Source organism: Amycolatopsis sp. NPDC033938, assembly GCF_055575975.1.
The window spans coordinates 82,665-109,025 of the sequence record NZ_JBVIRO010000007.1 but is presented as its reverse complement, the minus strand read 5'-3'; the positions used below and the strand labels follow the sequence as shown (position 1 = coordinate 109,025).

Sequence of the window (26,361 nt, the reverse complement as noted above, 5' to 3'; positions counted from 1 at the left end):
ACCCGTGGAAACACACGAAATCACCCAGCGTTTTCTGAGCCATTTCGAGAGCAAGGGACATACCCGCGTCCCGAGCGCCCCGTTGATCCTCGACGATCCGAACCTGCTGTTCGTCAACGCCGGCATGGTCCAGTTCAAGCCGTACTTCCTCGGCGAGGTCCCGCCGCCGTACCCGCGCGCCACCAGCGTCCAGAAGTGCGTCCGCACCCCGGACATCGACGAGGTCGGCAAGACCACCCGGCACAACACGTTCTTCCAGATGGCCGGGAACTTCTCCTTCGGCGACTACTTCAAGGAAGGCGCCATCGAGGCGGCCTGGGAGCTGATCACCAAGCCGCAGAGCGAAGGCGGCTACGGCCTCGACCCGAACCGCATCTGGGCGACCGTCTACGAGGACGACTCCGAGGCGGCGGGCCTGTGGAAGAAGCTCACCGGCCTGCCGGGCGAGCGCATCCAGGCCCGTGATGGCAAGGACAACTACTGGGACATGGGCGTACCCGGTCCCGGTGGCCCGTGCTCGGAGATCTACTACGACCGCGGCCCCGCGTACGGCCGCGAGGGCGGCCCGGTCGCCGACGAGGACCGCTACATCGAGATCTGGAACCTCGTCTTCATGCAGGACGTGCGGGGTGACAAGAGCCCGAAGCACGGCCACAAGCCGATCGGCGAGCTGCCGAAGAAGAACATCGACACCGGGATGGGCGTCGAGCGGGTCGCGACGATCCTGCAGGGTGTCGAGAACGTCTACGAGACCGACCTCGTCCGCCCGGTGATCGGCCGCGCCGAGGAGTTCTCCGGCCGCCGCTACGGCGCCGACCACACCGACGACGTCCGCTTCCGCGTCATCGCCGACCACGCCCGCACCGGTGTCCTGCTCATCGGCGACGGCGTCACCCCGGGCAACGACGGCCGCGGTTACGTGCTCCGGCGTCTGCTGCGCCGCATCATCCGCTCCGCGCGCCTGCTCGGCGTGCACGAGCCGGTGCTGCCCGCGTTCGCCGCGGTCGTCCGCGACACCATGGGCCCGACCTACCCCGAGCTGGTCTCCGGTTTCGACCGCATCGAGGACGTCGTCCGCGTCGAGGAGGAGGCCTTCCTCTCCACGCTCACCAGCGGTTCGCGCATCTTCGACATGGCGGCCGAGGAGACGAAGCGTTCCGGTGGTTCGCTGCTGGCGGGCGACAAGGCGTTCCAGCTGCACGACACCTACGGCTTCCCGATCGACCTGACCCTGGAGATGGCGTCCGAGCAGGGCCTGTCCGTCGACGAAGAGGGCTTCCGCACGCTCATGAACGAGCAGCGGCAGCGCGCGAAGGCCGACGCGGCGTCGCGCAAGACCGGCCACGGTGACCTGTCCGAGTACCGCAAGGTGCTCGAACAGCACGGCGAGACCGAATTCCTCGGCTACAGCGACCTGCAGGCCGACGCGAAGGTCGTCGCGCTGCTCGAAAACGGCGTTCCGGTCCGCAGCGTCGGCGCGGGCAAGAAGGCCGAGCTGATCCTCGACCGCACCCCGTTCTACGCCGAGAGCGGCGGCCAGGTCGCCGACACCGGCGTCCTGCTCGGCGACGGCGTCGAACTCAAGGTCCACGACGTGCAGAAGATCGTGCCCGGCCTGTTCGTGCACCGCGTCGAGGTGCTCGACGGCGAGGTCGGCATCGGCAGCGCGCTGACCGGTTCGGTCGACCAGCACCGCCGTCTCTCGATCGAGCGCTCCCACTCCGCGACGCACCTGGTCCACGCGGCCGTGCGCGGCGCGTACGGCAAGCGCGCGGCGCAGGCCGGTTCGCTCAACTCGCCGGGCCGGATGCGGTTCGACTTCACCACCTCCGGCTCGGTCTCGGCCGACGTGCTGACCGAGGTCGAGGAGGAGGTCAACGACTACCTCCAGACCAACGTCGAGGTGAACACCTTCGTCACCACGAAGGACAAGGCCCTCGAACTGGGCGCGGTCGCGCTGTTCGGCGAGAAGTACGGCAACGACGTCCGCGTCGTCGACATGGGCGAGTACTCCCGCGAACTCTGCGGTGGCACCCACGTCGACCGCATCGGCCAGCTCGGCCTGGTGAAGCTGGTGGGCGACTCGTCCATCGGCTCCGGCGTGCACCGCGTCGAGGCGCTGGTCGGCTCGGACGCGCTCAAGTACGTCCGCAAGGAGCAGCTGCTGGTCTCGCAGCTCGCGAGCACCTTCAAGGTGCCGTCGGACCAGCTGCCTTCGCGGATCGACGACGTCCTCACCCGGCTCAAGAACGCGGAGAAGGAGATCGAGCAGCTGCGCACCCAGCAGGTGCTCGGCTCGGCCGGATCGCTCGCGGACAAGGCCGAGGACATCGGCGGGATCGCGGTCGTCGCGGAGAAGCTCGGCGAGGGCGTCGACTCGAACGGCCTGCGCGCGCTGGCCTCCGACATCCGCGGCAGGCTCGGCGCCCGTCCGGGCATCGTCGCGCTCTTCGCGCCGCAGGGTGAGAAGATCGCCTTCGTCGTCGCGACCACCAAGGCGGCGCAGGAAAAGGGCATCGCGGCAGGCAAGCTCGTCCCGTCGTTCGCCGAGGCGATCGGCGGCCGCGGCGGTGGCAAGCCGGACATGGCCCAGGGTGGCGGCACCAACCCCGCCGGTGCCGAGCAGGCCATCGCCTCCCTCCGCGCGGCGGTCGCCCAAGTTGGCTGACGACGCCCCCCAGCGGCGCCCGGATCGGCCAGGGGAATCCGATCCGGGGCGCGGTAGGCGGCTTGGCGTGGATGTCGGATCCGTCCGGGTCGGGGTCGCCCTCAGCGATCCCGACCCCATCCTCGCGAGTCCGCTCGTTACCCTCACTCGCGACGCGACTGGCGACAAGGACGTCGACCAGCTCGTCGAACTCGTCACGGAACACGACGTGGTCGAAGTCGTCGTCGGCCTGCCGAGGACGCTCAAGGACCGGCACGGCCCGGCAGCCGAAGCGGCGCTCGAGTACGCCGACAAGGTCGCCGCCCGGATCGCTCCGGTGCCGGTGCGGCTGGCCGACGAGCGGTTGACCACGGTGACGGCATCCAGGATGCTGTCGCAGCGTGGGGTGAAGGGACGTAAGCAGCGTGCCGTCGTCGATCAGGCGGCCGCGGTCGAGATCCTGCAGGCGTGGATCGACGCGGTAGCGGCACATCGCGCACGGAAGGGCGACACATGACCGAGCCCCACGGCCGGCCCGAACGCCGTCAGGGCGGTAGACGAAGGTTGCGGGAGCCTGAGGAGGCCATTCAGCCGCCGGCCCCGCCCCGTCGGAGGCCCGAACCGCAGCCACCCGCCAGGACCAGGCACCTGCGCCACGATGCCCCTGAGGCCCCGCCCGCGCCGCCACGTGGCCGCCGGGCCGCCGAGGAGCCGCCGCCGCGGGTCCGCCGCGCCGCCGCCGAGGAGCCACCTCCGCCCCGCGCACCGCGTCCGGTCCCGCCGCGGCGGGCCCCGGAACAGGCGGTACCCCCGCCGCCTCCTCCCGCACCGCCCCGGCGGTCCCCCCAGCCGGGTGACCGCGGTCTCGGCATGCCCGCCCATGCCCAGGAGGAGCCGCGTCCCGGCCGCCGCAGGCGCCGCGAGGACGACGGCCCGTACCCGGACGAGCGGCCGACCGACATCCTTCCCGCCGTGCAGGAGACGCCGCTGGCCCGGCGTCCCGGAGCGGCGCCTCCTCCGCCCCAGGGCAGCGAGGAGGAGTACGACGAGATCTTCGGCGAAGACGCGTACGACGAGTACGAGGACTACGACGAGTACGACGACTACGAAGACGACCAGGACTTCGAGGACGAGGATCGCGCCGAACCCGAACGGATCGAGGACGAGCGCCCGGAACGCCAGGGACCGCCGCCCAAGAAGCGCAAGAAGAAGCGCGCACTGGGCTGGATCGCCGCGCTGACCGTGCTCGTCCTGCTCGCCGGCGGCGCCTATTACGGCTTCACCGAGATCTTCGGCTACGACGACTACGAAGGCACCGGCGAGAGCGATGTCCTCGTCCAGGTGGAGAAGGGCGACTCGACGTCGGCGATCGGTAACCGGCTCCAAGCGGCCGGAGTGGTCGCCAGCGGCAAGGCGTTCGTGAAGGCGGGGGAGGACAACACCGCCGTCTCGCGGCTGCAGCAGGGCTACTACGTCATGAAGACGAAGATGTCCGGCGCCAGCGCGGTCGAGAAGATGGTCGCCCCCGGTACGAAGGTCGGCCAGGTCGAAATCCGGCCCTACACCCAGTTCCACGACATCACCCAGCCGGACGGCAAGGTGACGCCGGGTGTCTATTCGTTGCTGTCCAAGGCTTCTTGCGCCGATCTGAACGGCAAGAGCACCTGTATCCCGGTCGAAGAACTGCGCAAGACGATCGAGACCGCGGATCTGGCGCGGCTGGGCGTCCCGCCCTGGGCCGTCGAGGCCGCCACGCAGGCCGAGCACAAGGACCGGCGGCTCGAAGGGCTGATCGCCCCGGGCATCTTCAACGTCAAACCCGGGTGGACGGCCGAGGAACTGCTCACCGACGTCGTGAAGACCTCGGCGGAGCGCATCCTCAACGCCGGGCTGAGCGAGCAGTCCAAGGGCGAGGGCAAGACGCCGTACGAGACGCTCATCATCGCGTCGATCATCGAACGCGAGGCGGTGAAGGCCGACTTCGGGAAGATCTCCCGGGTCATCTACAACCGGCTCGACGAGAAGATGCGGCTCGAGATGGACTCGACGGTCAACTACGTCCTCGACCGGCCGACCCTGCTCACGAAACCCGAGGAGCGGGAAAAGGCGGGCGCGTACAACACCTACAAGTCCGCGGGCCTGCCCCCGACGCCGATCGCGGTGCCCAGCGCGGAAGCGATCCAGGCCGCGCTCAAGCCGGCCGCGGGCGAATGGCTGTTCTTCGTGAAGTGCGAGAAGAACGGGCTCTCCTGCTTCGCGGTGACGAACGACGAGCACAACAAGAACAAGCTGGACGCGCAGAGGCGTGGTGTCTACTAACCGCAAAGCCGCAGTCCTGGGGAAGCCGGTCGGGCATTCGCTCTCTCCGGTGCTGCACGGCGCCGCCTTCCGGGCGCTGGGGCTCGAGGGCTGGACCTACGAACGCGTCGAAATGGACGGCGACGGCCTGCCGGGGTTCGTCCGGGAGCTCGGTCCGGAGTGGACCGGGCTCTCGGTGACCATGCCGGGGAAACGAGCCGCGCTGGAGTTCGCCGACGAGGTGACGCCGCGCGCGGCGGCGGTCGGCGCGGCGAACACCCTGGTGCGCCGGGAAACCGGCTGGCTGGCCGACTGCACCGACGTCGACGGGGTCACCGAGGCGCTGCGGACGGCCGGTGGCTACACGCCCGGTCCGGACGACGAGGCCGTCGTCCTCGGCGCGGGCGGCACGGCCGCGGCGGCCGTCGTCGGCCTGGCGGCCCTCGGCGTGCGGACGGTGCGGCTCGTCGTCCGGGAGCCCGCGCGGGCGACGGAAACGGTCGAGGCGGCTTCTCGGGCCGGTCTGGACGTCGAGGTCCTTCGCTGGGCCGACGCCGACTTCGGGAAACTCGCGCACACCTCGGCGGTGCTGGTGAACACCGTGCCCCCGGACGCCGTGCGGCCGCATCTGGCGGAGCTGGCCGGGATCGGCTGCGTCCTCGACGTCATCTACCACCCCTGGCCGACAGCGCTCGCCGAGGCGGTCGCCGACCGGGGCGGCAGGCTGGCGACCGGGCTGGACATGTTGCTGCATCAGGCTTTCGGGCAATCCGAGTACTTCACCGGGCAGCCCGCGCCCCGCGAGGCGATGCGGGACGCGCTGCGCGAGGCGACCGGCGGGATCCTTCCCCTGCCGCTCGGCTGACCTCCCGACCAGCCAGAAGCCACCACGGCCTCGTGAGTGGTAATGACGGTTCTATTGGCGAGTAAGGCGAACTTGGCGTGTTGCGTGCGCCATCGGCTCGCGCCGCGGTCCGATGTCTCCACTGTGGCGTTGGGAACTCGTATTTGTCTACCTACTGGTGTGGAGCTTGTGCGGGTTGCCGACGCGGTCCGGGTGGGGAAGATTCCGGACGCTCAACGTCCGGAATCTTCCCCGCTCGATCACCGGTCCACCGGTACTCGTCGCCTGCGGCTTTGCTCGCGGTGAAGTACATGATGGTCCCCTTCCTTGCGCCTGGCGCAAGGAAGGGGGCCATCATGTACTGGGCAAGGTGTGAAGGTCGAGTTTCCTCGGCTGAGCCGAGGGAAGGGGGCCTTCACGCGCTACCGCTGTGACTGGTGGTGTCACTGAGCCTGGACCGGCCCCAGACTGAAGGGGCTTTCGGTGAACGCCTGACAAGATCGCCCCGGTTCGATAATCTGGCCGACTGCCTTGAGGAAGGAACAAGGGGTCAATGCCTAAACCCGATCGTGACGACTACACCGAAGAAGACATCGACAACTCGTGGGTCGGTCAGGCTCCGGTACTGAATTCCACCGTCACCCTGGCCGAATACGACCCGGAGTGGCCCAACCTGTTCGACCGGGAAGCGAAGCGCATCAGGGGGATCCTGGGGGAGCGCGCGCTGGTGCTGGAGCACGTCGGCTCCACGTCGATACCCGGGCTCTGCGCGAAACCGATCATCGACATCATGCTCATCGTCCCCGATTCGGACGATGAGGACGCCTACGTGCCGCAGCTGGAGGCGGAGGGCTACAAACTCGTCATCCGCGAGCCGGACTGGGAGAAGCATCGCTGCTTCAAGGGCCCGGACACGAACATCAACCTGCACGTCTACTCGCCGGACAACGGCCAGACCGAACGGTACCGGCTCTTCCGCGACCGGTTGATCGCCCACGAGGACGAGCTGAAGCTCTACGAGGCCAAGAAACGCGAACTGGCCGCGCGCACCTGGAAGTACATCCAGCACTACGCCGACGCCAAGACCGAGGTGATCGACGAGATCATCGAACGGGCGCGTGCCGCCCAATACGACGGCTTCGCCCGGCTCTACGCCGCGCACGCCGAAACCAGCAGCACCAACGCCCGCTACGACCGGCCCGCCATCGTCGAGCTGGCCGGTGACGTGGCGGGCAAGCGGGTGCTCGACGTCGGCTGCGCGGCGGGCCACCTCAGCGCGCTGCTCGCAGCCAAGGGTGCCGACGTCCTCGGTGTCGACGCCAGCGAGGGCATGGTCGCCGTCGCCCGGGAGAAGTTCGGGGACGTCGCGAGGTTCGAAACGGCGGACGTGTCCCGGCCGATGGCGTTCGTCGAGGACGGCTCCATCGACGTCATCACGGCGTCCTTGGTGCTGCACTACCTGAAGGAGTGGGCGCCGGCGCTGGCCGAGTTCCGTCGCGTGCTCAAGCCGGGCGGGCTCCTGTTGTTCTCGGTGCATCATCCCGGCGAGGACTGGCGCTGGTTCGGCAAGCAGAACTACTTTCAGCTCGAACTGCTCGACGACGAGTTCCCGCCGGGGCAGAAGGTCCAGTTCTACCGGCGGCCACTGAGCTGGACCTTCGGCGCGGTACGGGACGCCGGGTTCGCCGTCGACAGGCTGGTGGAACCGATGCCGGAGGAGTCGATCGCCGAGACCGACCCGCGCTGGTACGCGAACCTGCGGACCAAACCGCGGTTCCTGTACTTCCGGACGGTTCGCGAGTGATCTCCTGAACGCGTTTAGTCCGCTGAATGCGAGACACCCCAAAGATGGCGTGTCCGTGAAGGCCTCCTTCCCTACTCTCAAGGTAGGGAAGGAGGCCTTCACGGACATTCGGGATCTTGCAGGTCAGGTGACTGTTCCTGGCTGGGGCGGGGTCGTATGCGCCGGTGGCGGAGGTTGATCAACGGAGGATCGGGGACGCCGACGGGGTTTCAGTGTCCACAAGGGACATCGTCGGATGATTCAGTGTCCGTCGTGAGTGGCGATTCGGGTTCTAACCCTATTCGCCACTCACGACCCCCACGCGGAACCGCGCATAGCGTCATCAATCGGACACCTGCGTGAGCCCGCTCCCGCCGGGTCCGCCACCACAGGTTCGCCTTGCCTGGCTTGAGGCCGGATCTCGCGTGCTCAGAGCCGGAACACCCGAGTGCGGGATCCAGGCACGCGAGTCTCGTGTCTGAGCACGCGCTTTACGCCTTCACGACAGCATTCAGTGGACTGAACGCGTTCTCAGGCGGCGTCGCGCTTCGAAAGGTCCCGGATCAGCGACACGATCTCCCGGCTGACCGGCCGCAGCACCCGCAGCCGCGACAGCCCCACCAGCCGGGCGATCAGCGGCACCGTCCGCTCCACCAGCACGCGGCTGCGCTTCTGGCCCGCGGACCGGTCGTGGACCCAGAACAGCACGACACCCATCTGGTACAGCCACAGCAGATCGGGAAGGTCGTCACGCAGGTCCGGGTCGAGTTTGGCGTCGGAGCCGTCGATGACGTCGCGCATCAGCCCGATGGAGGCGTCCCGCGCGGGCGTCGACTCCTCGCTGAACGGGCTCAGCGGCGAGTCCGGGTCGGCGGCGTTGACGAAGAACTGGGTGCCGAAGCGGTGGTACGGCTCCGCGACGTCGAGCCAGGTGAGCAGGACCGTCTTGAGTCGCGCGCTGAAGTCCTGCTCACCTTCGATCGCCTGGCGCGACGTCGTGAGGTGCACCTTGGCGATCTCGTCGTAGAAGCCCTGGATCAGCTGGTCTTTCGAGGCGAAGTAGTAGTACGCGTTCCCGACCGAGACACCGGCTTCGGCGGCGATGGCGCGCATGGTCGTGCGGTCGTAGCCGTTCTCGGCGAACAGCCGCAAAGCGGTCGCCACGATCAGTGACCTGGTTTCCTCACTCTTCGCCACCAGTGCACGTTATCCGGTCAGGGCGCCGGATGCGGAGCGGGCGCCGGGTAACCGGGGTAGGGCGGCGGCACCGGTGCGGGCCGGGTGGGGCCTTGGTTGAGGTGGCGACGGCGGATCCCGTTGAACACCAGCACGTTCCCGACGTGCATCACGCCGAGGACGAGCGCGACGGTACCGACCTTCACCGAAAGCATCTCGAAGACGTCGCGTGCGTCGAGGACGGTGTCGTTGCTGGTCAGGAACAGGGCCACGAAGCCGAGGCTGACCAGATAGAAGCCGACGACCAGCAGCTGGTTGACCGAATGGGCCAGCGCTTGTTTGTCCTGGAAGACGTCTTCCAGGAACGTCTTGCCGTGCTTGCTCAGCGTGCGGGCGATCAGCACGGTCAGTGGGACGGTGATGACCAGGTAGAGCGCATAGGCCACTACGACAGGTTGCATGGGGACCTCCGTTTTGAACGTGTTCAAGACGAACGGTAGCCGAAGTTTTGAACACGTTCAAGAGGTGCTGTTCACCTGAAACTCACCCACGGGACCGCGGTGGCTGCGTAAGGTCTGGCCAGAACTGCGTCGTCAAAGCCAAGCGGGGAGTACAAGACCTTGAAACGCATCGCCGCCGTGCTCACCTCGGGCGCCCTGCTGGCCGGAACGTTGCCTGCCGCCACCCCGGCGGAAGCCGCCGTCGGCCAGAACGTCCGCTTCGCGACGTTCAACGCTTCGCTGAACCGGGGAGCCGCGGGACAGCTCGTGACCGACCTGTCGCAGCCGGGCAACGCGCAGGCGAACGAGGTCGCCGAGGTGATCCAGCGCAACCGCCCGGACGTGCTGCTGATCAACGAGTTCGACTACGTGCCCGAAAACCGCGCCGCGAACCTGTTTCGCGAGAACTACCTGAAGCGCGGCCAGAACGGCGCCGCCCCGATCGACTATCCGTACGCCTTCACCGCGCCGTCGAACACCGGTGTCGCGACCGGCTTCGACCTCGACCGCAACGGCCAGGTCGGCGGCGGTAACGACGCGCACGGCTTCGGCCTCTTCGAGGGCCAGTACGGCATGCTCGTGCTGTCCAAGTACCCGATCGACACCGAGAACGCGCGAACCTTCCAGAAGTTCCTCTGGAAGGACATGCCGGGCGCGCTGCTCCCGGACGACCCGGCCACCCCCGCGCCGCACGACTGGTACTCGCCGCAGGCGCTCGACGTCCTGCGCCTCTCGTCGAAGTCCCATTGGGACCTTCCGATCCGCGTCGGCCGTTCCACCGTGCACTTCCTCACCGCGCACCCGACGCCGCCCACCTTCGACGGCCCCGAAGACCGCAACGGCACGCGCAACAACGACGAGATCCGCTTCTGGGCGGACTACGTGACCCCGGGCAAGGGCCGCTACATCCGCGACGACCGCGGCCGCCGCGGCGGGCTGGGCGCGCACGAGAAGTTCGTCATCGCCGGCGACCACAACTCCGACCCGCTCGACGGCGACAGCGTCCCCGGCGCGATCTCCCGCCTGCTGAACGCCCCTCGCGTCATCGAGACCCGCCCGGGCAGCGAAGGCGCGGTGCGCGCCGCCCAGGACCAGGCGGGCGCCAACATCGGCCAGAAGGGCGACCCCTTCCTCGACACCGGTGACTTCAACGACAACGCGCCGGGGAACCTGCGGATCGACTACGTCCTGCCATCGAAAGGCCTGTTCCCCTGGCACGCCGAAGTCTTCTGGCCGCTGCCCGATTCACCGCTGGCACGGCTCAACGACGCGTCGGACCACCATCTGGTGCGCGTCGACGTGTTCGTGCCGCGCTGGTAGGAAGCCGCCCGATCACCGCCGTCTGAGGGCTTCGATCGCCGCTTCGGAGGTCTCGATGACGATCGTGTGGTAGCTCTCGATCCGCGAAACGATCTCCTCGCGCGGGCCGTTCAGCCAGGCCTCGCTGCCGTAGAACTCCCGTTCCTGACGTTCGTGCTCTTCCAGTGAGGCGAACGCCCGGACGAGATAGGCCTCTTCATGGCCGTCTTCGGCGACCAGGGAACGACCGCAATCGATGACGCGCAGGCCGGCGCTTTCCAGGAGGGGGATGGATTCCTCGCGCATGACGCGGAGGAAATCCTCGCTCGTCCCGGGCTTCAGTCGGTATGTCCGGAATTCCAGGATCACGGCGGCCTCCCTGCGCACGGTTACGGAAGCGACCCTAGCCTGGGCGTCATGAAGATCGCGATTCTCGACGACTACCAGGAAGTGGCGCTCGGCTTCGGGGACTGGGACTCCCTCGGCGCCGAGATCGAGGTGTTCACGGAGCCGTTCGCGGACCCCGCCGACGTGGTGGCCCGCCTGCGGGACTTCGACGTCGTGGTCGCGATGCGCGAGCGCACCCGCTTCCCGGCCGAAGTGCTCGACCGGCTCCCCGCGCTGAAGCTCCTGGTGAGCACCGGGCACCGCAACGCCGCCATCGACGTGGCCGCCGCCCGGCGCAACGGCGTGGTCGTGTCCTCCACCGGGTACATCGCGGCCCCGGCCGCCGAGCACACCTGGGCACTGATCCTCGCCGCCGCGCGGAACGTCCCGGTGGAGTCGCGGAACATGCGCGAGGGCGGCTGGCAGACCACGGTCGGCACGATCCTGCACGGCAAGACCCTCGGGCTGCTCGGGCTCGGCAGGCTCGGCGCGGGCGCGGCCAGGATCGGCAAGGCGTTCGGCATGGAGACCATCGCCTGGAGCCAGAACCTGACCCAGGACAAGGCCGATCCCCACGGCGTGACGGCGGTGTCGAAGGACGAACTGTTCGCCCGTTCGGACGTCCTGTCGGTCCACCTCGTGCTCAGCGACCGCACCCGCGGGCTGGTCGGGGCGCCCGAACTCGCCGCGATGAAGCCGACGGCGATGCTCGTCAACACCTCGCGTGGTCCGATCGTGGACGAAGCCGCGCTGGTGGATTCCTTGCGCCGCAAGGAGATCGCGGTCGCCGCGTTGGATGTCTACGACGTCGAGCCGCTGCCGTCGGACCATCCACTGCGGACACTGGACAACGTCGTGCTCACGCCACACATCGGCTACGTCACCCGCGAGGCGTACGAGATCTTCTACCGCGACGCTGTCGAGGACATCGCGGCGTTCCAGGCGGGTTCGCCAGTCCGCGTCATGGAGTGAGCTTGCCCAGTTCGGCGAGGACGGCGTCGGTGTAGGGCGGCCACACCTCGGCCGCCCACGGGCCGAAAGCGCGGTCGGTGAGCGCGACGCAGGCGGCGCCGGCGTCCGGATCGACCCACAGGAACGTACCGGACTGTCCGAAGTGGCCGAAGGTCCGCGGCGAGCTCGACGCCCCGGTCCAATGTGGACTCTTGTGGTCGCGGATCTCGAAGCCGAGGCCCCAGTCGTTGGGCTTCTGGTGGCCGAAGCCGGGCAGAACACCGGAAAGGCCGGGGAAGACCACGGAAGTCGCCTCGCGCACCGTCTCGACGGCGATCAGCTTCGGTGCCTGCAGTTCGGCGGCGAACGCGACCAGGTCGTCCACAGTGGACTCCGCACCCGAGGCGGGTGAACCGGTCAGCTTGGTCGCCTTCATGCCCAGCGGCTGGAAAAGCGCCTCCGCCTGGTAGTCGGCGAAGGGGATGCCGGAATGCTCGGTGAGCGCGTCGGCGAGCTGTTCGAACCCGGCGTTGGAGTACAGGCGCCGGTTGCCGGGCGCGGCCATCGACTTGTGCTCGTTGAAGGCCAGGCCCGAGGTGTGCGCCAGCAGATGCCGGATCGTCGAACCCTCCGGCCCGGCGGGGGTGTCGAGTTCGACGACGCCCTCTTCGATGGCGATCAGCGCGGCGTAGGCCGTCAACGGCTTGGTCACCGACGCCAGCCGGTACACCTTCGTCGTGTCGCCGTGCGTGCCCAGCACGTCACCGGCGGCGGTCACCACGGCCGTGGCGGCGTTGTCCACCGGCCACTGTTCGATCTCGCGCACGCTCTCCATGCCCCACACCCTACGAAGCCCGGGCCGGTCGGGGCGGCCCGGGCTTCGCAGGGGAGGGGATCAGGCGTCGAGGTCGGTCGCCACCAGCTCGGCGATGGCGTCGACGGCCGCCTCGGCACCCTCACCCTCGGCACTGATGATGACCTCGTCGCCGTAACCGGCGGCGAGCGTCATCAGGTTCAGCACACTGCCGGCCGCGACCGGGTCACCGCCCGCCTTGGCGATCTTCACCGCGACGGGCTGCGCCGCGGCCGCCTTGGCGACCGTCGCCGCGGGCCTGGCGTGCAGGCCCACCTTGCTGGCCACGGTGACGCGTTTCTCCGGCATGTTCTTTCCCTTTCGTGCCTTTGTTTCTGCTGTGCTGAAACTACTTGATGGGCTTGGCCGCGGTGGCTTCGAGATCGGCCTCGATCGCGTCTTCCTCGCGGCCAGGGGTCCGCAGGTTCCACTTCTTGATCACGAAACGGAAGATCACGTAGTAGACGACCGCGTAGGCCAGGCCGATCGGGATGAGCAGCCAGACGTTGTCGCTCGCCGCGGGGTGGTTGAAGTTGAGCCCGAAGTCGATCGCGCCGGCGGAGAAGCCGAAGCCGAGGTGGATGTCGAGCGCGTTCACCAGTGCCAGCGACGTACCGGTCAGGAGCGCGTGGATCAGGTACAGCGGCCACGCGACGTACATGAACGAGAACTCGATCGGCTCGGTGATACCGGTCAGGAACGAGGTCAGCGCACCGGCGATCATCACACCGCCGACGATCTTCTTCTGGCTGGGCTTCGCGGTCTGCCAGATCGCCAGCGCCGCGGCGGGGATGGCGAACATGAAGATCGGGAAGAAGCCGGTCATGAAGGTGCCGCGGGTCGGGTCGCCCTCGAAGAACTTCGTGAGGTCACCGCCGTCGAAGATGAACCACACCGGCACGTTCAGCAGCTGGTGCAGACCGACCGGGATCAGCAAGCGGTTGAGCACACCGTAGATACCGCCACCGACCTCCGGAGAACCGGTGACCGCCTCGCCGACCGCCTGGATGCCGTCGTTGACCCAGTGGAAGACCAGGCCCAGCGGCACCGCGAGGATCATCAGCGTCAGGGCGGTGACGATCGGCACGAACCGGCGGCCGCCGAAGAAGGCCAGGTACGGCGGCAGCTTGATGCGGTAGAACTTCTGCCACAGCAGCGCGGTGACCAGACCGACGATCACACCGGCCAGCACGCTGTAGGGCCACTTGAGCGGGTTGAGCATCAGGCCCGCGGGCTTCTCGGGGTTCCAGCCCGGCAGTTCGGAGAACGGCGCGAAGACCTGGAGGACGCTGGTGAACACGAAGAAGCCGACCACGGCGGCCAGCCCGGTCGCGCCGTCGCTCTTCCGGGCGAAGCCGACGGCGATACCCACCGCGAACAGGAGCGGCAGCCAGTTGAACAGCGAGTTGCCCGCCGCACCGAGAACCTCGGCCACTTTGGTCCAGCCGAGCCCTTTCTCGCCGAGCAGGTCGGGCTGGCCGAACCTGTTGAGGAGTGCGGCGGCGGGAAGAGCGGCGATGGGGAGCATGAGGCTGCGGCCGAAGCGCTGAAGCCCGGCCAGTCCCTTGCCCTTGCCCTTGCTCTTCGCCCCCTCCGCGGTGGTGGAGCTCATCGGGTACCTCCGTAGTGAGGATGGTGACCGGAATCCGGGGTGTTCCGGTCAAGCTGCATGGTGACCTGGTAGTGATCGCCCCGGTACCAGGAAGTCATGTCTTCGATCGGTTCCCCGTTGACGCTGGAGACCCGGCGGAAGACCAGGAGCGGACTGCCTGCCCGCATGCCGAGCATGCGGGCCGTTTCGCGGTCCGCGGATTCGGCCCAGACCGTCTGCCACGCGTGGTCCGGGCGCAGGTCGTACGACTGGGCGAGTTGGACGTACAACGATCGGGTGAGATCGAGGTCGAGCAGACCGGGCATCCGGCCGGCGTGATACCACCCGCGTTCGACCGCCAGCGGCACCCCGTCGGCCCGGCGGAGCCGGACGATGCGGTGTGCCGGAGTTCCGGCGGCCAGGCCGAGCGCGTGCGCCGAGGGGGCGGGCGGGACCTCGGTGGAGGTCTTGACGACCTCCGTGGTCGGCGTCATCCCGCGACGGCGCATGTCCTCGGTGAAGGACATCAGGTAGAGCTGCAATTCCATCCGCCTCGCGGCGGTGAACGTCCCTTTCCCGCGCACGCGGGACAGGAGCCCTTCTTCGACCAGCTTGCCGATCGCCGACCGGACCGTGAGCCTGGACACCTGGTAGGTCTCGGCGAGGTCACGTTCCGAAGGAATCGGTGAGCCGGGGGGTAGCTCACGCTCCACCGTGCGGCGCAGAATCTCCCGCAGCTGGGCGTGCTTGGGCGTCGGTCCGTTGATCACACGGTCGGACGGCGGCAGCTGCGCCGAAGCGCTCATGACGGTCACCGTCCTTTCGGGCCGGTCGATTCGGGTAACCCGTACTCGCGTCAGGTCCGGAAGATTGGTACGTTCCGGTCTAGACCAATGATCCGATGGGGCAGGATGCTCCGTCGCACGAGCGGGTGTCAACCACCGTTACGCGTTCGTGGCCAGGGATCGGGTGCGAGTCGGCGAACGGCGTAGTACAGCTGGTTCGCATGTGGGAAACCGACAGGGAACAGGGAGACCGCGATGGCGGATGACAGGCCGGAAAAGATCCTCGCGGCGCTCGGCGGCGCCGAGAACGTCATCGAGGTGGAGGGGTGCATCACCCGGCTGCGCTGTGAGCTCGAAGACATGAGCCTGCTCGACGAGGCGGCGCTGAAGGCGGCAGGCGCGATGGGTGTCGTGCGCATGGGAGCCGGTGTCCAGGTCATCGTGGGGCCGGAGGCCGACACGATCGCCAGTGACATCGAGGACATGCTGTGAGCCTGGAGGTCCTGAGCCCGGTCGGCGGCAAGACAACCGCCATGACCGAAGTGCCCGATCCGGTCTTCGCGCAGGCGATGGTCGGCCCCGGCCTCGCGGTGATGCCCTCAGGCGGGCGTCAGGACGCGGTCGCGCCGGTCGACGGGACGGTCGTGACCCTGCACCCGCACGCTTTCGTGGTGGCCACCGAGGACGGCCGCGGCGTGCTGGTCCACCTCGGGATCGACACCGTCAAGCAGAAGGGCGAGGGGTTCACCCTCCACGTCGTCAAGGGTGAGTCCGTCCGCGCCGGGCAGCCGGTCGTCGGCTGGGACCCGGAGGCCGTCGCGGCGGCGGGCTACTCGCCGATCGTGCCCGTCGTGGCCTTGGACGCGAAGGCGGAAGTCCTTTCGGGACTGCTCACCGGCGGCGACGTCGAGCCGGGTGACCCGATCTTCACCTGGGACAGCTGAACTTCAGAGGGGTCCCCATAGGACGGTTTTCGTCCTGTGGGGACCCCTCATGACGTTTCTCAGGCCGTGACGACCTGGCCGTTGGTGACCTTGACCGCGATCGAGGGCAACGGCTGGTCGGCCGGTCCCTTTTTGACGGCGCCGGTCGCCGCGTCGAAGATCGAGTTGTGGCAAGGACATTTGAGTTCCGCGCCCGCCGGGACGACCGCGCAGCCCTGGTGTGTGCAGATCGCGCTGAACGCGGCCGCGGTGCCCTCGGCGGTCCTGGTGACGATGACGTCCTTGCCGTCGGCGGTCTTGGCGGCCTTCGCCTGGCCGACCTCGAGGTCGGAGAGCGCGGTCAAGGTCTCGCCCGGTGCCGCGGCGGGCGGAGCGGCGGCCGAGCCGGACGACGGGGCTTCGCTTCCGCAGGCCGTGAGGGCGACGGCACCGACGGCCACGCCGGCGACGGCGGCCCCGGTGCTCAAGACGGTGCGGCGGGAATGCAGTTCGGCAGTCATGCCCATACACACGGTTCAAGCACCCATCCGGTTCAATTTCGCCGACCATCGGGTGCGGGATTGAACCGAGAGGCCCTCTTTTCCGTGTTCAAGGGCATAGGGGAACCGAACACGCGAAAAGAGATACGGGCATGATCCGGTGGTTGTTGCGGGCGGTGGTGGCGGCGAGCCTGCTCGGTTCGGCGTGGGTGCATTACGTCGTATGGCAGGACTGGGCCGCCGAGACGGACGTGGTCGGACCACTCTTCCTGGTGAACGTGGTGGCGGGCGTGGTGATCGCGGTCGCCGTCCTGGTCTGGCACCACTGGCTGCCCGTGCTGGCGGCGATCGGCTTCGGCCTGGCCACGCTGGGTGCGTACGTGCTTTCGCTGACGACAGGGTTCTTCGGCGTTTCTGAACGTTTCACCACCCAGGCCGAGCTGTGGGGTCTGATCACCGAAGTGGCGTGTGTCGTCTTCGCCCTCCCTTTGCTCTTCGTCCGCGAAGGCACGGATCGGTGAAGGAATTCGCGGAGGACCGGCTGATGCGGGCTCTGCACGACGAACACGCCGCGGCGCTGTGGTCCTACGCATTGCACCTGACCAGCGGTGACCGGGTCCGCGCCGAGGACGTCGTCCAGGAGACGCTGCTGCGGGCCTGGCGCAACGCCAAGGTGCTCGACCAGTCCGAGGGATCGGCGCGGGGCTGGCTGTTCACCGTGGCGAGACGGATAGCCATCGACGACTGGCGTGCTTCCACGGCGCATCCGGAGGTGGTGACCGGCGAACCGCCCGAAACGGCGGTCACCGACGGCACCGAACGGGCGGTTCAGGGCTGGCTGGTCGCCGAAGCCCTCGGCGAACTCTCGCCGAGACATCGTGAAGTGGTCGTTTTGTGCTATTTCCAGGGTTACTCCGTCGCGGACGCGGCGAAGCGGCTGGGTGTGGCCGAAGGGACCGTCAAGTCGCGGACGCATTACGCCTTGCGGGCGTTGCGGCTGGTATTGGAGGAAAGAGGGGTGACTCAATGACCGACCCCTTCGCCACCTACGACGCGGCCTACGTGCTCGGGGCGCTGTCCCCGGAAGACCGGTCCGCGTACGAGAAACACCTTCACGGGTGTGACCAGTGCGCCGCGTCCGTGCGCGATCTGGCGGGAATCCCCGGCCTGCTCGCCCAGGCCGGTGCCCCCGCACTGCTGGAGGAGGAACCGTCGCCGTCGCCGGAACTGCTGCCGACCGTGCTCAAACGGGTCCGCCGGGGACGGCGGATCCAACGGGCGATCACCGCCACCGCGGCCGGGGTCGCCGTCGCGGCCGGCGTCACACTCGCGGTCGTCCTGACCGGACCGGTCGCGGCCGGCGGTGATCCGATGACGCCGCTCGGCGACTACCCGGTGACCGCCCAGGTCGCCATGTCCGCCACGGACACCGGCACCAAGGTCGACATGACCTGCAGCTACGGCGGCAACCGCACCGGGGACTACATCCTGGTGGCCGTCGACGCCGACGGCGGGACCAGCGAACTGGCGTCCTGGCGCGCGATGCCCAAGGACACCGCGCACATCGTGGTCGGCACCGCGATGCGCACCGGGGACATCAAGGCGCTGGAGATCCGCACGCCCTCGGGTCTCCCGCTGCTGCGGATGAACCCCTGATCCCGGTGTCATGACAGGGCTTCGGTGCCGGACTTGAGGCGGATTGGTGCCGGATGCGAAAAGTTTCAGAAGGGTGTTTTGGGTACCTGCGGCTGGGGCTCACCACCAGCCACAACGGCTGCGCGTGAAGGACCCCTTCCCTCGGCTCAGCCGAGGAAACTCGACCTTCACACCTTCCCCCAGTGCGTGAAGGCCTCCTCGAGGGACTCGTCTTTGTTCACCCAGAGCTTGTGCGGGTTGCCGGTGCGGCCGAGCGGGGAAGATTCCGGACGTCCAACGGCCGGAATCTTCCCCGCTCGGCCGCCGGCCCCCAGGTCGTGATCAAGCTCCGCCACCGGTGCGTGCGGCCCCCGACAAGGAAAAGGAATCAGGACACTCCACGTCCCGATTCCTTCACCGTCAGCCTCGCGAAGCGACGCCGAGAATCTGAACCTTGAGCGTAGGGAAGGAGGCCTTCACGGACCTCCCGCCTTGGCAACCGCGGGAAGCGTCCGTTGTGGACGGTCTGGCCGCGCGCGGCGAAGGGACCTTAAGCCTGGAGCGAGCAGTCGGCTGAATGCGTTCCACAGGCCGCCGGAACCCGCGCTCCACCTGCCGTAAGTGCATGAAAGTCCCTGTCACGAAAAGAAGTTCTTGCCTCAGCACACCATTGAGGCGGACTCTTGATCTTGTGTTCATGCCGATCGCCTTCGCGGTGGCGGGCGCCGGATCGGCGCTCGCCACCCGTGCCTGCCTGCGCCGCGCGGGAGCGCCGGTGACGGCCTGGGCGGCCGCTCTCACGGCGGCCCTCCTCCTGGCGGTCTGCCTCCGTCACCAGGACGGGGCCTGGCCGTCGTGGTGGCTCGCGGTCCCCGCCGTGCTGACCGTCTTCGCCGTCCCGCTGGCGCTCGCCGACCTCAAGTACCGCCGTTTGCCCGACGTCCTGACCCTGCCCGCGTACCCGGCCCTCGCCGCCGCCATCGCGGTCGCCGCGGCCGGGGGAGGGGCGGCCATCGCGGCGCGGGCGGTGCTGGGCGCGGTGGTCTTCGGCGGCGCGCACGCGCTCGTTCACGCGCTGTCGCCCCGCTCACTCGGCGCCGGTGACGTGAAGCTCGCCGGGAGCCTCGGCGCGGTCCTCGCCGCGACGGGCTGGCCGTCGGTCGTGCTCGGCGCGGTCGCCGCGGCGCTGCTGAGCGTGGCACTCGCGGTGGGCGGACCCAGGCATCCGACGGTGCCGCACGGCCCCGGTCTCCTGGTCGCGGCTTGGGCGCTGGCCGTCTTCGCCGGACCCGGTCCGGGATAGCCCGGCCCTTCCCCGGCAGGTTGAGACGTTGTGACAGGATCTGTCAGGTGTTGCGCTGGATAACCGCAGGGGAATCGCACGGACCCGCCCTCGCCGCCATCCTGGAAGGGATGCCCGCCGGGGTCGAGGTCACGACCGCCGAGGTGGGCGAGCAGCTCGCGCGAAGGAGGCTCGGTTTCGGCCGCAGCCCCCGGATGGGCTTCGAGACCGACCACGTCGTGTTCACCGGCGGGGTCCGGCACGGGCTCACGCAGGGTGGCCCCGTCGCCGTCCAGATCGAGAACGCCGAGTGGCCGAAGTGGGAGAAGGTCATGTCGGCCGATCCCGTGCCCGCCGAGGAGCTGGCGGGTCTGGCGCGCAACGAGCCGCTGACCCGGCCCCGGCCCGGCCACGCCGACCTGCCCGGCATGCAGAAGTACGGCTTCCCCGAGGCCCGTCCGGTGCTGGAACGCGCGAGCGCCCGCGAGACCGCGTCCCGGACCGCGCTCGGCACGGTCGCCCGTGCGTACCTCAAGCAGCTGCTCGGGGTCGAGATCCTCAGCCACGTCGTGTCGATCGGCGGCGCCTCGGCGCCGGAGGGCCCGCTGCCCGTGGCGTCGGACCTGCCCGCGATCGACGAGAGCCCGGTCCGGGCGTTCGGCCAAGAGGGGACCGACGCGATGGTCGCCGAGGTCGACGCCGTGCGGAAGGCCGGTGACACCGTCGGCGGCGTCATCGAGGTGATCGCCTACGGGCTGCCGCCGGGCCTCGGCTCGCACGTGCACTGGGACCGCAGGCTCGACTCCCGCCTCGCCGGCGCGCTCATGGGCGTGCAGGCGATGAAGGGGGTGGAGGTCGGCGACGGCTTCACCACGGCCACGCGCTGGGGCAGCCAGGCCCACGACGAGATCGACCGCGGCACCGGCCCGGTCGGGGTGACCCGCCGGTCCAACCGCGCGGGCGGGCTCGAAGGCGGCATCACCAACGGCGAGCCGCTGCGCGTGCGCGTCGCCATGAAGCCGATTTCGACCGTCCCCAAAGCACTGTCCACTGTGGATGTCACCACCGGCGAACCCGCGGTGGCCATCCACCAGCGGTCCGACGTCTGCGCGGTACCCCGCGCCGGTGTCGTGCTGGAGTCGGTGGTCGCGCTGATCCTCGCCGACGCCGCGCTGGAGAAGTTCGGCGGCGACTCGCTCGCCGAAAGCAAGCGCAACGCCGAGGCCTACCTGAAGGCGCTCGAGGAGCGCTGGTGACTCCTCGCGCGGTGATCATCGGGCCGCCGGGCTCGGGTAAGAGCACGGTCGGGCCGGCGCTCGCCGCCGCGCTCGGCCTGGCTTTCCGCGACAGCGACGACGACATCGTCGCCCGTGCGGGCAAGCCCATCACCGACATCTTCGCCGAGGAGGGCGAGCCCGCCTTCCGCGCGCTGGAGGAGGAGGTCGTCGCCAAGGCGCTGGCCGAACACGACGGCGTCCTCTCCCTGGGTGGGGGAGCGCCGATCACGCCGGGCACCCGGGAGCGGCTGGCCGGGCACACCGTGGTCTTCCTCAACGTCGGGATGGCCGCGGGCGTCCAGCGCGCCGGGCTCTCGGCCGCGCGTCCGCTGCTGGCCGGGGTGAACCCCCGCGCCACCTACAAGGCGCTTCTCGACGCCCGCCTGCCGGTGTACCGCGAAGTGGCCACGATCGAGATCGAGACCGACCACCGTACGCCCGCCGAGGTCGTCGAGGCCGCCGTCGCCGGGTTGACCGAGAACAGCAAGGAACGAGCATGAAGCGCACCATCGCCGGCGTCCTCCTCGCCGTCGTTGCCCTCACCCTGACCGCGTGCGGAGACGAGAAGCAGCCCGCCGGTGCCGACGTCGTCCAGACCGGCGCGGCGTCCAGCGCGGCTCCCGCCTCGGCCGCGCCGGAGGCGGACGTCGCCGCCGACGTCAAGGTCACCAAATGCGACAGCAACAGCTACACCCCGAAGATCACCATCGAGGTCACCAACAGCACGAGCGAGGACGCGCGCTACGCCGTCACCATCGCGATCAAGGACGCCGAAGGCAAGGCCTCCGGGGAAGCGCTGTTCGCCAAGAACCGCATGACGCCGGGCCAGACGGTGACCGAAGAGATCCCGGGCGACACCCCGGTCAAGGGCAAGATCACCTGCGAGGTCGCCAGGGCCAAGCGGCTTCCGCCGAAGTGAGGGACACGATGACCGAGCCGGTCCGCATCACCGTCAACACCGCCAAGCCGTACGACGTCGTCATCGGCCGGGGGCTGCTGGGCGAGCTCACCGAGCAGCTCGCCGACGCGTCCAAGGTCGCGCTGATCCACCCGCCGACGCTCACCACCACCGCGGAGGCCATCCGCGACGAGCTGGCCGAGGCCGGGATCGACGCGCACCGGGTCGAGATCCCCGACGCCGAGGACGGCAAGGCCCTCACCGTCGCCAGCTTCTGCTGGGAGGTGCTCGGCCGCATCGGCCTCGACCGCCAGGGCGTGGTCGTCGGCCTCGGCGGCGGCGCCGTGACCGACCTGGCCGGGTTCGTCGCCGCGACCTGGATGCGCGGCGTGCGCCTGGTCAACGTGCCCACCACGCTGCTGGGCATGGTCGACGCCGCCGTCGGCGGGAAGACCGGCATCAACACCGAGGCGGGCAAGAACCTGGTCGGCGTCTTCCACGAGCCGAGCGCGGTCCTGGTGGACCTCGCGACGCTGGAAACGTTGCCGCCCAACGAACTCGTCGCCGGGATGGCCGAAGTCGTCAAAACCGGGTTCATCGCGGATCCGCGCATCCTCGAACTCATCGAGCAGGACTCCGCCGCCGCGCTGGATTCCACCGGTGAGGTCATCGGCGAGCTGGTCCGCCGCTCGATCCAGGTCAAGGCCGACGTCGTCGCCGCGGACCTGCGTGAGTCGAACCTGCGCGAGATCCTCAACTACGGCCACACGCTCGGCCACGCCATCGAACGCCGCGAAAAGTACCGGTGGCGGCACGGTGCCGCGGTGAGTGTCGGACTGGTGTTCGCCGCCGAGCTCGCGCGCCTGGCGGGCCGTCTCGACGACGCCACCGCCGATCGCCACGTCGCCGTCCTCAAGCTGCTGGGCCTGCCGACCACGTACGACCCGGACGCGCTCCCGCATCTGTTGGAAACGATGAAGGGCGACAAGAAGACCCGCTCGGGTGTGCTGCGCTTCGTCGTCCTCGACGGGCTCGCGAAGCCCGGCAGGCTGGAAGGCCCCGACCCGTCGCTGCTCGCGGCGGCGTACTCGGTGGTGGCGGGTGAGGCTCCCAAGCCTGGCGGGAGCGTGCTGCTGTGAAGGTGCTCGTCCTCAACGGTCCCAACCTCGGCAGGCTCGGGCTGCGCGAACCGGGTATCTACGGTTCGGCCACGCATGCCGATCTGGTCTCGGCCTGCGTCGACACCGGCAAGGAACTCGGGATCGACGTCGAGGTCCGCCAGACCGATCACGAGGGCGAGCTGGTCGGCTGGCTGCACGAGGCCGCCGACGCCGGCTGGCCGGTGGTGCTCAACGCCGCCGCGTGGACGCACTACTCCATCGCGGTCCGCGACGCCGCCGCCCAGCTCAAGGCGCCGCTGATCGAACTGCACATCTCCAACGTGCACAAACGCGAGCAGTTCCGGCACCACAGCGTGCTGTCGGACATCGCCACCGCGGTCATCGCCGGGCTCGGCGTCGACGGCTACCCGCTCGCCCTGCGCTGGATGGCCGCGAACGCGTCGTGAACAACCCGCCGGAGCTGGTCACCGCGCGGCTTCGGCTGCGGGCGCTGACCGAGGCCGACACCGAGGCGATCGTCGCGCTCTTCGCCGACCCGGCGCTGAGCGCGCATTTCGCGGTACCGCTCACCGAGCCGTCCCAAGTCCGCGCCATGATGGATCGGCGCCTGTCCTATGACGGACCGTCCGGGATGGGGCATTGGGCGATCGAGCGGGACGGCGAGGTGATCGGTCTCGCCCATCTACGGCCGTCGGAGGAACTGCCCGGCCGGGTTCCGGAGATCGGCTACTACCTCGCGCGGGCGCACGGTGGACAGGGGCTGGCGACCGAGGCCGCGCAGGCGCTTCTGGATCACGGACTCGTCGGGCTGGGCTTGTCGTCGGTATGGGCACTGGTCGGTGAGTCCAATGTGGCCAGTCTGAACCTGGTGCGGCGCTTGGGTTTCCTCGATGTCGGCGGCGGCGATCATTACGGCAGCGGGCCGCATCGCGTGCTCGTCGCACTGCCGTCGGAGCACGGCAAACCGCATCACATCGAACTGTGGGTACCGGATCTCGCGCGCGCCGAGGAGAGCTGGGGCTGGCTGCTCGGCGAACTCGGCTGGCGGGAGTTCCAGCGCTGGCCAGCCGGGGTCAGCTGGAAGCACGGCACGACGTATCTGGTCGTCGAGCGTTCTCCCGTGCTCAGGGGCGAGAAGCATGAGCGAACCAAACCGGGACTGAACCACCTCGCGCTGCACGTCGAGACCCCCGATCGGGTGGACGAACTCGCCGCGAAGGCCGTCGACCACGGCTGGTCGCCGATGTTCGCGGAGAAGTATCCGTATGCGGGCGGTGATCACCACTACGCCGCGTACCTCGAAAACGCCGATGGCTTCGAGGTGGAGTTGGTCGCACAACAGGGGAGCGACGTCACCCAGGCGGGTTAAGTCTCGCTACACTCGGCCATCATGCGCCTTTTTCGTGGTGGCCGGCGACCCGCCCGTGCCGTGGTGGCCGTCCTCGCGGCCGGCGCGCTTTTGGTGGCGTGCAGTGACGGCAACGTCCAGTCCCAGGCCGACGGCAAGGGCGGCGGGATCGGCGGGGCCCAGCAGACGCCCGGCGAGAAGCCGCGCCCGATGGACGTCGAACTCGCCACCGGCGATCCGCGGCAGAGCGGTGGCGTGGTCGCCGCGGGCGATCAGGACGCGGTCTACAACTACGGCCCGACCGTGATGCGGGACGGAGACAAGCTGCGGATGTGGTGGTGCAGCCAGTACGGCAGCGCCCAGCCGGCCGGCGACGACATCCTCTACGCGCAGTCGCCGTCGCTCGACGGCCCCTTCACCGGCCCGTCCGGTGGCGGCCCGGCGGCGGTGTTCTCCGGCGCGCCCGGCGGTTTCGACGGGATGCACACCTGCGACCCCTCGGTGATCAAGGTCGGCTCGACCTACTACATGTATTACACCGGCGCGGCGGGCGATCACGCGCTCGGCAACTCGATCGGGCTCGCCACCAGCACCGACGGGCTCACCTGGACGCGTGCCGCGGGCGGGCAGCCGATCATCGGGCCGGCGCACGACGTGCACCGCGCCAACGTCTACGGCGCGGGCCAGCCCTCGGCGGTGTACCTCGACGGCTGGTTCTACGTGCTCTTCACCGACACCACGGCCAAGGCCGCCGGCTGGAACGGCGCCGGGCAGTTCCTGCTCCGCGCCAAGGACGCGGCCTTCACCCAAGGGGTGGAGACGCTGGGGGACCAGGGCTTCGTCGCCAAACCCAGCACGATCTCGCCGCGCACCCGCTCGCTGGTCGACGGCTTCAGCACCGATCTGATGTGGGTCGGCGCGCTCGACGCCTTCGTGATCGCGCACGAGACCGACACCGGTACCACGCTCACCTTCTGGACCAGGGACTTCACCGCGCAGCCGTACCGGCCGGTGCTCATCCCCGGCGCCTGGAAGGAGGGCCCCGGCCTGGTCCGGCGGCCCGACGGGCACGCGCCGCTCTCCTCGGGCGACGTCTGCGACCGGGTGCCGTTCGACGTCGTCCGCGCCACGATCGTCGGCGGCGCGGGGGCGCCGACCGACCTCAAGCATTTCGGCCTCGACGTCCGCGGTTCGCGGGCCTGCGACGGCGACGCCCGGATCCGGACCGCGTTCGAAGGGGTCGCGATGCCGTCGCCGCAGCGGACCATCGACCTGGTGGCCGACGGAAAGCTGGTCCGGGTCGACCGGCGCTCGGTGGCGGCGGCGCTCGCGGGCGAGGTGGTCGACCAGCGGCTCAAGGTGCTCGAGAAGTTCCCGCAGGCCGCGCGCCTGAGCGCCGGCGCGAAGATGGTGCGCGCGCCGGGCCGGGGGGTCGCGGTGGTGCTCGACGGCAAGCTGTTCGGCGTGCCCGACGCCGGGGCGGCGGCGCTGAACGACTCGACCGTCGAAGAGATCAGCGATCAGGCCTGGGACGGCTTCCCGGCCGGTTTCTCACTCTCGGGCTGAGCGTCGTCGTCCTCCGGGGCCGCCTTGGCGATCCGGCCGCCGACGAACAGGCCGAGCCCGGCCGGGATGAGCACCAGCAGCGCCGAGAAGGCGGCGCCACCGGTGAGCGCGCCGCCGAGTTCGGAGGCGCCGGTCTGGTCGACGAACACCGCCCGGCCGATCACGTACAGCACGCCGGAGACCGGGCCCGCGATCAGCGCCGCGATGAACCAGTTCCTGCCGCGCTCGGGTTTGCCCTGCCAGGCGTCCACGGCGCTCCAGCCCGCCGCCGCACCGACGAGGACGGCGAGGGCGAGCGAGGTGACGAGGGTCTTGTCGGTGGGGTTGTAGACCTCGTACTTGGCCAGCACGGTGACGGCCGCGCCGTGCAGCAGCGCCATCACGAGTCCACGAGTCAGCCACGGTGCCATTGGGGGAGTTTAACTCGCCAGTAGCGACTGGTCCGCTCGCACGCGTTTAGTCCTCTGAATGCGTTCGCCTCAGCCGCGTTCAGTCCTCTGGATGCAGGGTCTCGCAGCTGTTGTGCCTGCTAGTGCGCCTGTGGCCAACGTGGCGATCATCAGGTCCGTGAAGGGCTCCTTGAGGGACTCGTATTTGTTCACCCACTGCTCCGGACTCGAGTTCCAGGGGCCGCATCGTGCGTGGGTCGTGAGTGATGAGGAGCGTAGATGTCTCCTGCGCCTCGTCTGGGACGCTC

Annotated in this window: 28 protein-coding genes and 1 pseudogene; 20 read left to right on the top strand and 9 right to left on the bottom strand. The window is 69.2% G+C overall.

Annotation, left to right across the window (positions count from 1 at the left end):
- Nucleotides 1-4 precede the first annotated feature (4 nt).
- The 5 genes from alaS (at nt 5) to ACZ5ZX_RS19900 (ending at nt 7,593) form a co-directional block, all read left to right on the top strand.
- Nucleotides 5-2,668 carry an alanine--tRNA ligase gene (alaS, locus tag ACZ5ZX_RS19920; RefSeq protein ID WP_465503473.1) on the top strand — a complete coding sequence of 888 codons (2,664 nt, stop codon included), beginning with the start codon at nt 5-7 and terminating at the stop codon, nt 2,666-2,668.
- The gene (gene ruvX / locus ACZ5ZX_RS19915) at nt 2,661-3,164 is read left to right on the top strand and encodes a Holliday junction resolvase RuvX (protein WP_465503472.1); all 504 of its coding nucleotides are present in this window, start codon (nt 2,661-2,663) and stop codon (nt 3,162-3,164) included. The genes alaS and ruvX overlap by 8 nt, the downstream gene beginning before the upstream one ends.
- A gap of 353 nt (nt 3,165-3,517) precedes the next feature.
- Complete coding sequence (gene mltG, locus ACZ5ZX_RS19910; RefSeq protein ID WP_465503471.1) at nt 3,518-4,966, top strand: endolytic transglycosylase MltG; 1,449 nt, start codon at nt 3,518-3,520, stop codon at nt 4,964-4,966.
- A complete protein-coding gene (locus ACZ5ZX_RS19905; RefSeq protein WP_465503470.1) occupies nt 4,953-5,810 on the top strand; it encodes a shikimate dehydrogenase in 858 nt (285 codons plus the stop codon). Before mltG ends, ACZ5ZX_RS19905 begins: the two co-directional genes overlap by 14 nt.
- A 532-nt stretch (nt 5,811-6,342) precedes the next feature.
- Nucleotides 6,343-7,593, top strand: coding sequence for a GrpB family protein (locus ACZ5ZX_RS19900; RefSeq protein WP_465503469.1), 1,251 nt, complete (start codon nt 6,343-6,345; stop codon nt 7,591-7,593).
- Between the two features lie 510 nt (nt 7,594-8,103).
- Here the strand turns inward: ACZ5ZX_RS19900 and ACZ5ZX_RS19895 are convergent.
- A complete protein-coding gene (locus ACZ5ZX_RS19895; RefSeq protein ID WP_465503468.1) occupies nt 8,104-8,769 on the bottom strand; it encodes a TetR/AcrR family transcriptional regulator in 666 nt (221 codons plus the stop codon).
- A gap of 17 nt (nt 8,770-8,786) precedes the next feature.
- Nucleotides 8,787-9,209: a hypothetical protein gene (locus tag ACZ5ZX_RS19890; protein ID WP_465503467.1), complete on the bottom strand. Its 423-nt coding sequence runs from the start codon at nt 9,207-9,209 to the stop codon at nt 8,787-8,789.
- Between the two features lie 159 nt (nt 9,210-9,368).
- Between ACZ5ZX_RS19890 and ACZ5ZX_RS19885 the strand changes: the two genes are divergently transcribed.
- A complete protein-coding gene (locus ACZ5ZX_RS19885; RefSeq protein ID WP_465503466.1) occupies nt 9,369-10,568 on the top strand; it encodes an endonuclease/exonuclease/phosphatase family protein in 1,200 nt (399 codons plus the stop codon).
- Between the two features lie 12 nt (nt 10,569-10,580).
- Here the strand turns inward: ACZ5ZX_RS19885 and ACZ5ZX_RS19880 are convergent, their stop codons facing one another.
- A complete protein-coding gene (locus tag ACZ5ZX_RS19880; protein ID WP_465503465.1) occupies nt 10,581-10,916 on the bottom strand; it encodes an NIPSNAP family protein in 336 nt (111 codons plus the stop codon).
- Nucleotides 10,917-10,964: 48 nt separating this feature from the next.
- Here ACZ5ZX_RS19880 and ACZ5ZX_RS19875 point away from each other — a divergent pair, with 48 nt between their 5' ends.
- Nucleotides 10,965-11,906, top strand: coding sequence for a D-2-hydroxyacid dehydrogenase family protein (locus ACZ5ZX_RS19875; RefSeq protein WP_465503464.1), 942 nt, complete (start codon nt 10,965-10,967; stop codon nt 11,904-11,906).
- Here ACZ5ZX_RS19875 and ACZ5ZX_RS19870 read toward each other — a convergent pair.
- The 4 genes from ACZ5ZX_RS19870 to ACZ5ZX_RS19855 are packed head-to-tail and all read right to left on the bottom strand — an operon-like array spanning nt 11,896 to nt 15,135.
- The gene (locus ACZ5ZX_RS19870) at nt 11,896-12,720 is read right to left on the bottom strand and encodes a serine hydrolase domain-containing protein (RefSeq protein WP_465503463.1); all 825 of its coding nucleotides are present in this window, start codon (nt 12,718-12,720) and stop codon (nt 11,896-11,898) included. The two genes, ACZ5ZX_RS19875 and ACZ5ZX_RS19870, sit on opposite strands and share 11 nt — an antisense overlap.
- 60 nt (nt 12,721-12,780) lie before the next feature.
- Entirely contained in the window at nt 12,781-13,047 is a 267-nt protein-coding gene (locus tag ACZ5ZX_RS19865) for an HPr family phosphocarrier protein (RefSeq protein ID WP_044850409.1), read from the bottom strand.
- A 40-nt stretch (nt 13,048-13,087) separates the two neighbouring features.
- The gene (locus tag ACZ5ZX_RS19860; RefSeq protein WP_465503462.1) at nt 13,088-14,350 is read right to left on the bottom strand and encodes a PTS transporter subunit EIIC; all 1,263 of its coding nucleotides are present in this window, start codon (nt 14,348-14,350) and stop codon (nt 13,088-13,090) included.
- Nucleotides 14,347-15,135, bottom strand: a complete 789-nt coding sequence (locus ACZ5ZX_RS19855; RefSeq protein ID WP_465503461.1) for a GntR family transcriptional regulator — start codon at nt 15,133-15,135, stop codon at nt 14,347-14,349. Before ACZ5ZX_RS19855 ends, ACZ5ZX_RS19860 begins: the two co-directional genes overlap by 4 nt.
- 225 nt (nt 15,136-15,360) lie before the next feature.
- Here ACZ5ZX_RS19855 and ACZ5ZX_RS19850 point away from each other — a divergent pair.
- Together ACZ5ZX_RS19850 and ACZ5ZX_RS19845 are read left to right on the top strand one after the other, a co-directional pair.
- Nucleotides 15,361-15,606: pseudogene (locus ACZ5ZX_RS19850) on the top strand (PTS sugar transporter subunit IIB); the annotation flags it as partial.
- Nucleotides 15,603-16,058, top strand: a complete 456-nt coding sequence (locus ACZ5ZX_RS19845) for a PTS sugar transporter subunit IIA (protein WP_465503460.1) — start codon at nt 15,603-15,605, stop codon at nt 16,056-16,058. The pseudogene ACZ5ZX_RS19850 and the gene ACZ5ZX_RS19845, both read left to right, overlap by 4 nt.
- Before the next feature lie 59 nt (nt 16,059-16,117).
- Here ACZ5ZX_RS19845 and ACZ5ZX_RS19840 read toward each other — a convergent pair whose 3' ends face one another.
- Nucleotides 16,118-16,558 (bottom strand): QcrA and Rieske domain-containing protein, encoded by a 441-nt coding sequence (locus ACZ5ZX_RS19840; RefSeq protein ID WP_465503459.1) that lies wholly within the window; start codon nt 16,556-16,558, stop codon nt 16,118-16,120.
- Between the two features lie 131 nt (nt 16,559-16,689).
- On the opposite strand from ACZ5ZX_RS19840, the gene ACZ5ZX_RS19835 reads away from it, so the two are divergent.
- The 11 genes from ACZ5ZX_RS19835 (at nt 16,690) to ACZ5ZX_RS19785 (ending at nt 25,664) form a co-directional block, all read left to right on the top strand.
- Nucleotides 16,690-17,058 carry a hypothetical protein gene (locus tag ACZ5ZX_RS19835; protein ID WP_465503458.1) on the top strand — a complete coding sequence of 123 codons (369 nt, stop codon included), beginning with the start codon at nt 16,690-16,692 and terminating at the stop codon, nt 17,056-17,058.
- Nucleotides 17,055-17,567, top strand: coding sequence for a sigma-70 family RNA polymerase sigma factor (locus ACZ5ZX_RS19830; RefSeq protein WP_465503457.1), 513 nt, complete (start codon nt 17,055-17,057; stop codon nt 17,565-17,567). Before ACZ5ZX_RS19835 ends, ACZ5ZX_RS19830 begins: the two co-directional genes overlap by 4 nt.
- The gene (locus ACZ5ZX_RS19825) at nt 17,564-18,193 is read left to right on the top strand and encodes an anti-sigma factor family protein (protein WP_465503456.1); all 630 of its coding nucleotides are present in this window, start codon (nt 17,564-17,566) and stop codon (nt 18,191-18,193) included. Before ACZ5ZX_RS19830 ends, ACZ5ZX_RS19825 begins: the two co-directional genes overlap by 4 nt.
- Nucleotides 18,194-18,863: 670 nt before the next feature.
- On the top strand, nt 18,864-19,475 hold the full coding sequence (locus tag ACZ5ZX_RS19820) for a prepilin peptidase (RefSeq protein WP_465503455.1): 612 nt from the start codon (nt 18,864-18,866) through the stop codon (nt 19,473-19,475).
- A gap of 47 nt (nt 19,476-19,522) precedes the next feature.
- Nucleotides 19,523-20,710 (top strand): chorismate synthase, encoded by a 1,188-nt coding sequence (aroC, locus tag ACZ5ZX_RS19815; protein ID WP_465503454.1) that lies wholly within the window; start codon nt 19,523-19,525, stop codon nt 20,708-20,710.
- Entirely contained in the window at nt 20,707-21,231 is a 525-nt protein-coding gene (locus tag ACZ5ZX_RS19810) for a shikimate kinase (RefSeq protein WP_465503453.1), read from the top strand. Before aroC ends, ACZ5ZX_RS19810 begins: the two co-directional genes overlap by 4 nt.
- Nucleotides 21,228-21,650 (top strand): hypothetical protein, encoded by a 423-nt coding sequence (locus ACZ5ZX_RS19805; RefSeq protein ID WP_465503452.1) that lies wholly within the window; start codon nt 21,228-21,230, stop codon nt 21,648-21,650. The genes ACZ5ZX_RS19810 and ACZ5ZX_RS19805 overlap by 4 nt, the downstream gene beginning before the upstream one ends.
- An 8-nt stretch (nt 21,651-21,658) precedes the next feature.
- Nucleotides 21,659-22,768, top strand: a complete 1,110-nt coding sequence (aroB, locus tag ACZ5ZX_RS19800; protein ID WP_465503451.1) for a 3-dehydroquinate synthase — start codon at nt 21,659-21,661, stop codon at nt 22,766-22,768.
- Nucleotides 22,765-23,196 carry a type II 3-dehydroquinate dehydratase gene (aroQ, locus tag ACZ5ZX_RS19795; RefSeq protein ID WP_465503450.1) on the top strand — a complete coding sequence of 144 codons (432 nt, stop codon included), beginning with the start codon at nt 22,765-22,767 and terminating at the stop codon, nt 23,194-23,196. Before aroB ends, aroQ begins: the two co-directional genes overlap by 4 nt.
- Nucleotides 23,193-24,119 (top strand): GNAT family N-acetyltransferase, encoded by a 927-nt coding sequence (locus ACZ5ZX_RS19790; RefSeq protein WP_465503449.1) that lies wholly within the window; start codon nt 23,193-23,195, stop codon nt 24,117-24,119. The genes aroQ and ACZ5ZX_RS19790 overlap by 4 nt, the downstream gene beginning before the upstream one ends.
- Before the next feature lie 60 nt (nt 24,120-24,179).
- On the top strand, nt 24,180-25,664 hold the full coding sequence (locus ACZ5ZX_RS19785) for a glycoside hydrolase family protein (protein WP_465503661.1): 1,485 nt from the start codon (nt 24,180-24,182) through the stop codon (nt 25,662-25,664).
- Here ACZ5ZX_RS19785 and ACZ5ZX_RS19780 read toward each other — a convergent pair.
- Nucleotides 25,619-26,074: a B-4DMT family transporter gene (locus ACZ5ZX_RS19780; RefSeq protein WP_465503448.1), complete on the bottom strand. Its 456-nt coding sequence runs from the start codon at nt 26,072-26,074 to the stop codon at nt 25,619-25,621. The two genes, ACZ5ZX_RS19785 and ACZ5ZX_RS19780, sit on opposite strands and share 46 nt — an antisense overlap.
- Nucleotides 26,075-26,361 lie beyond the last annotated feature (287 nt).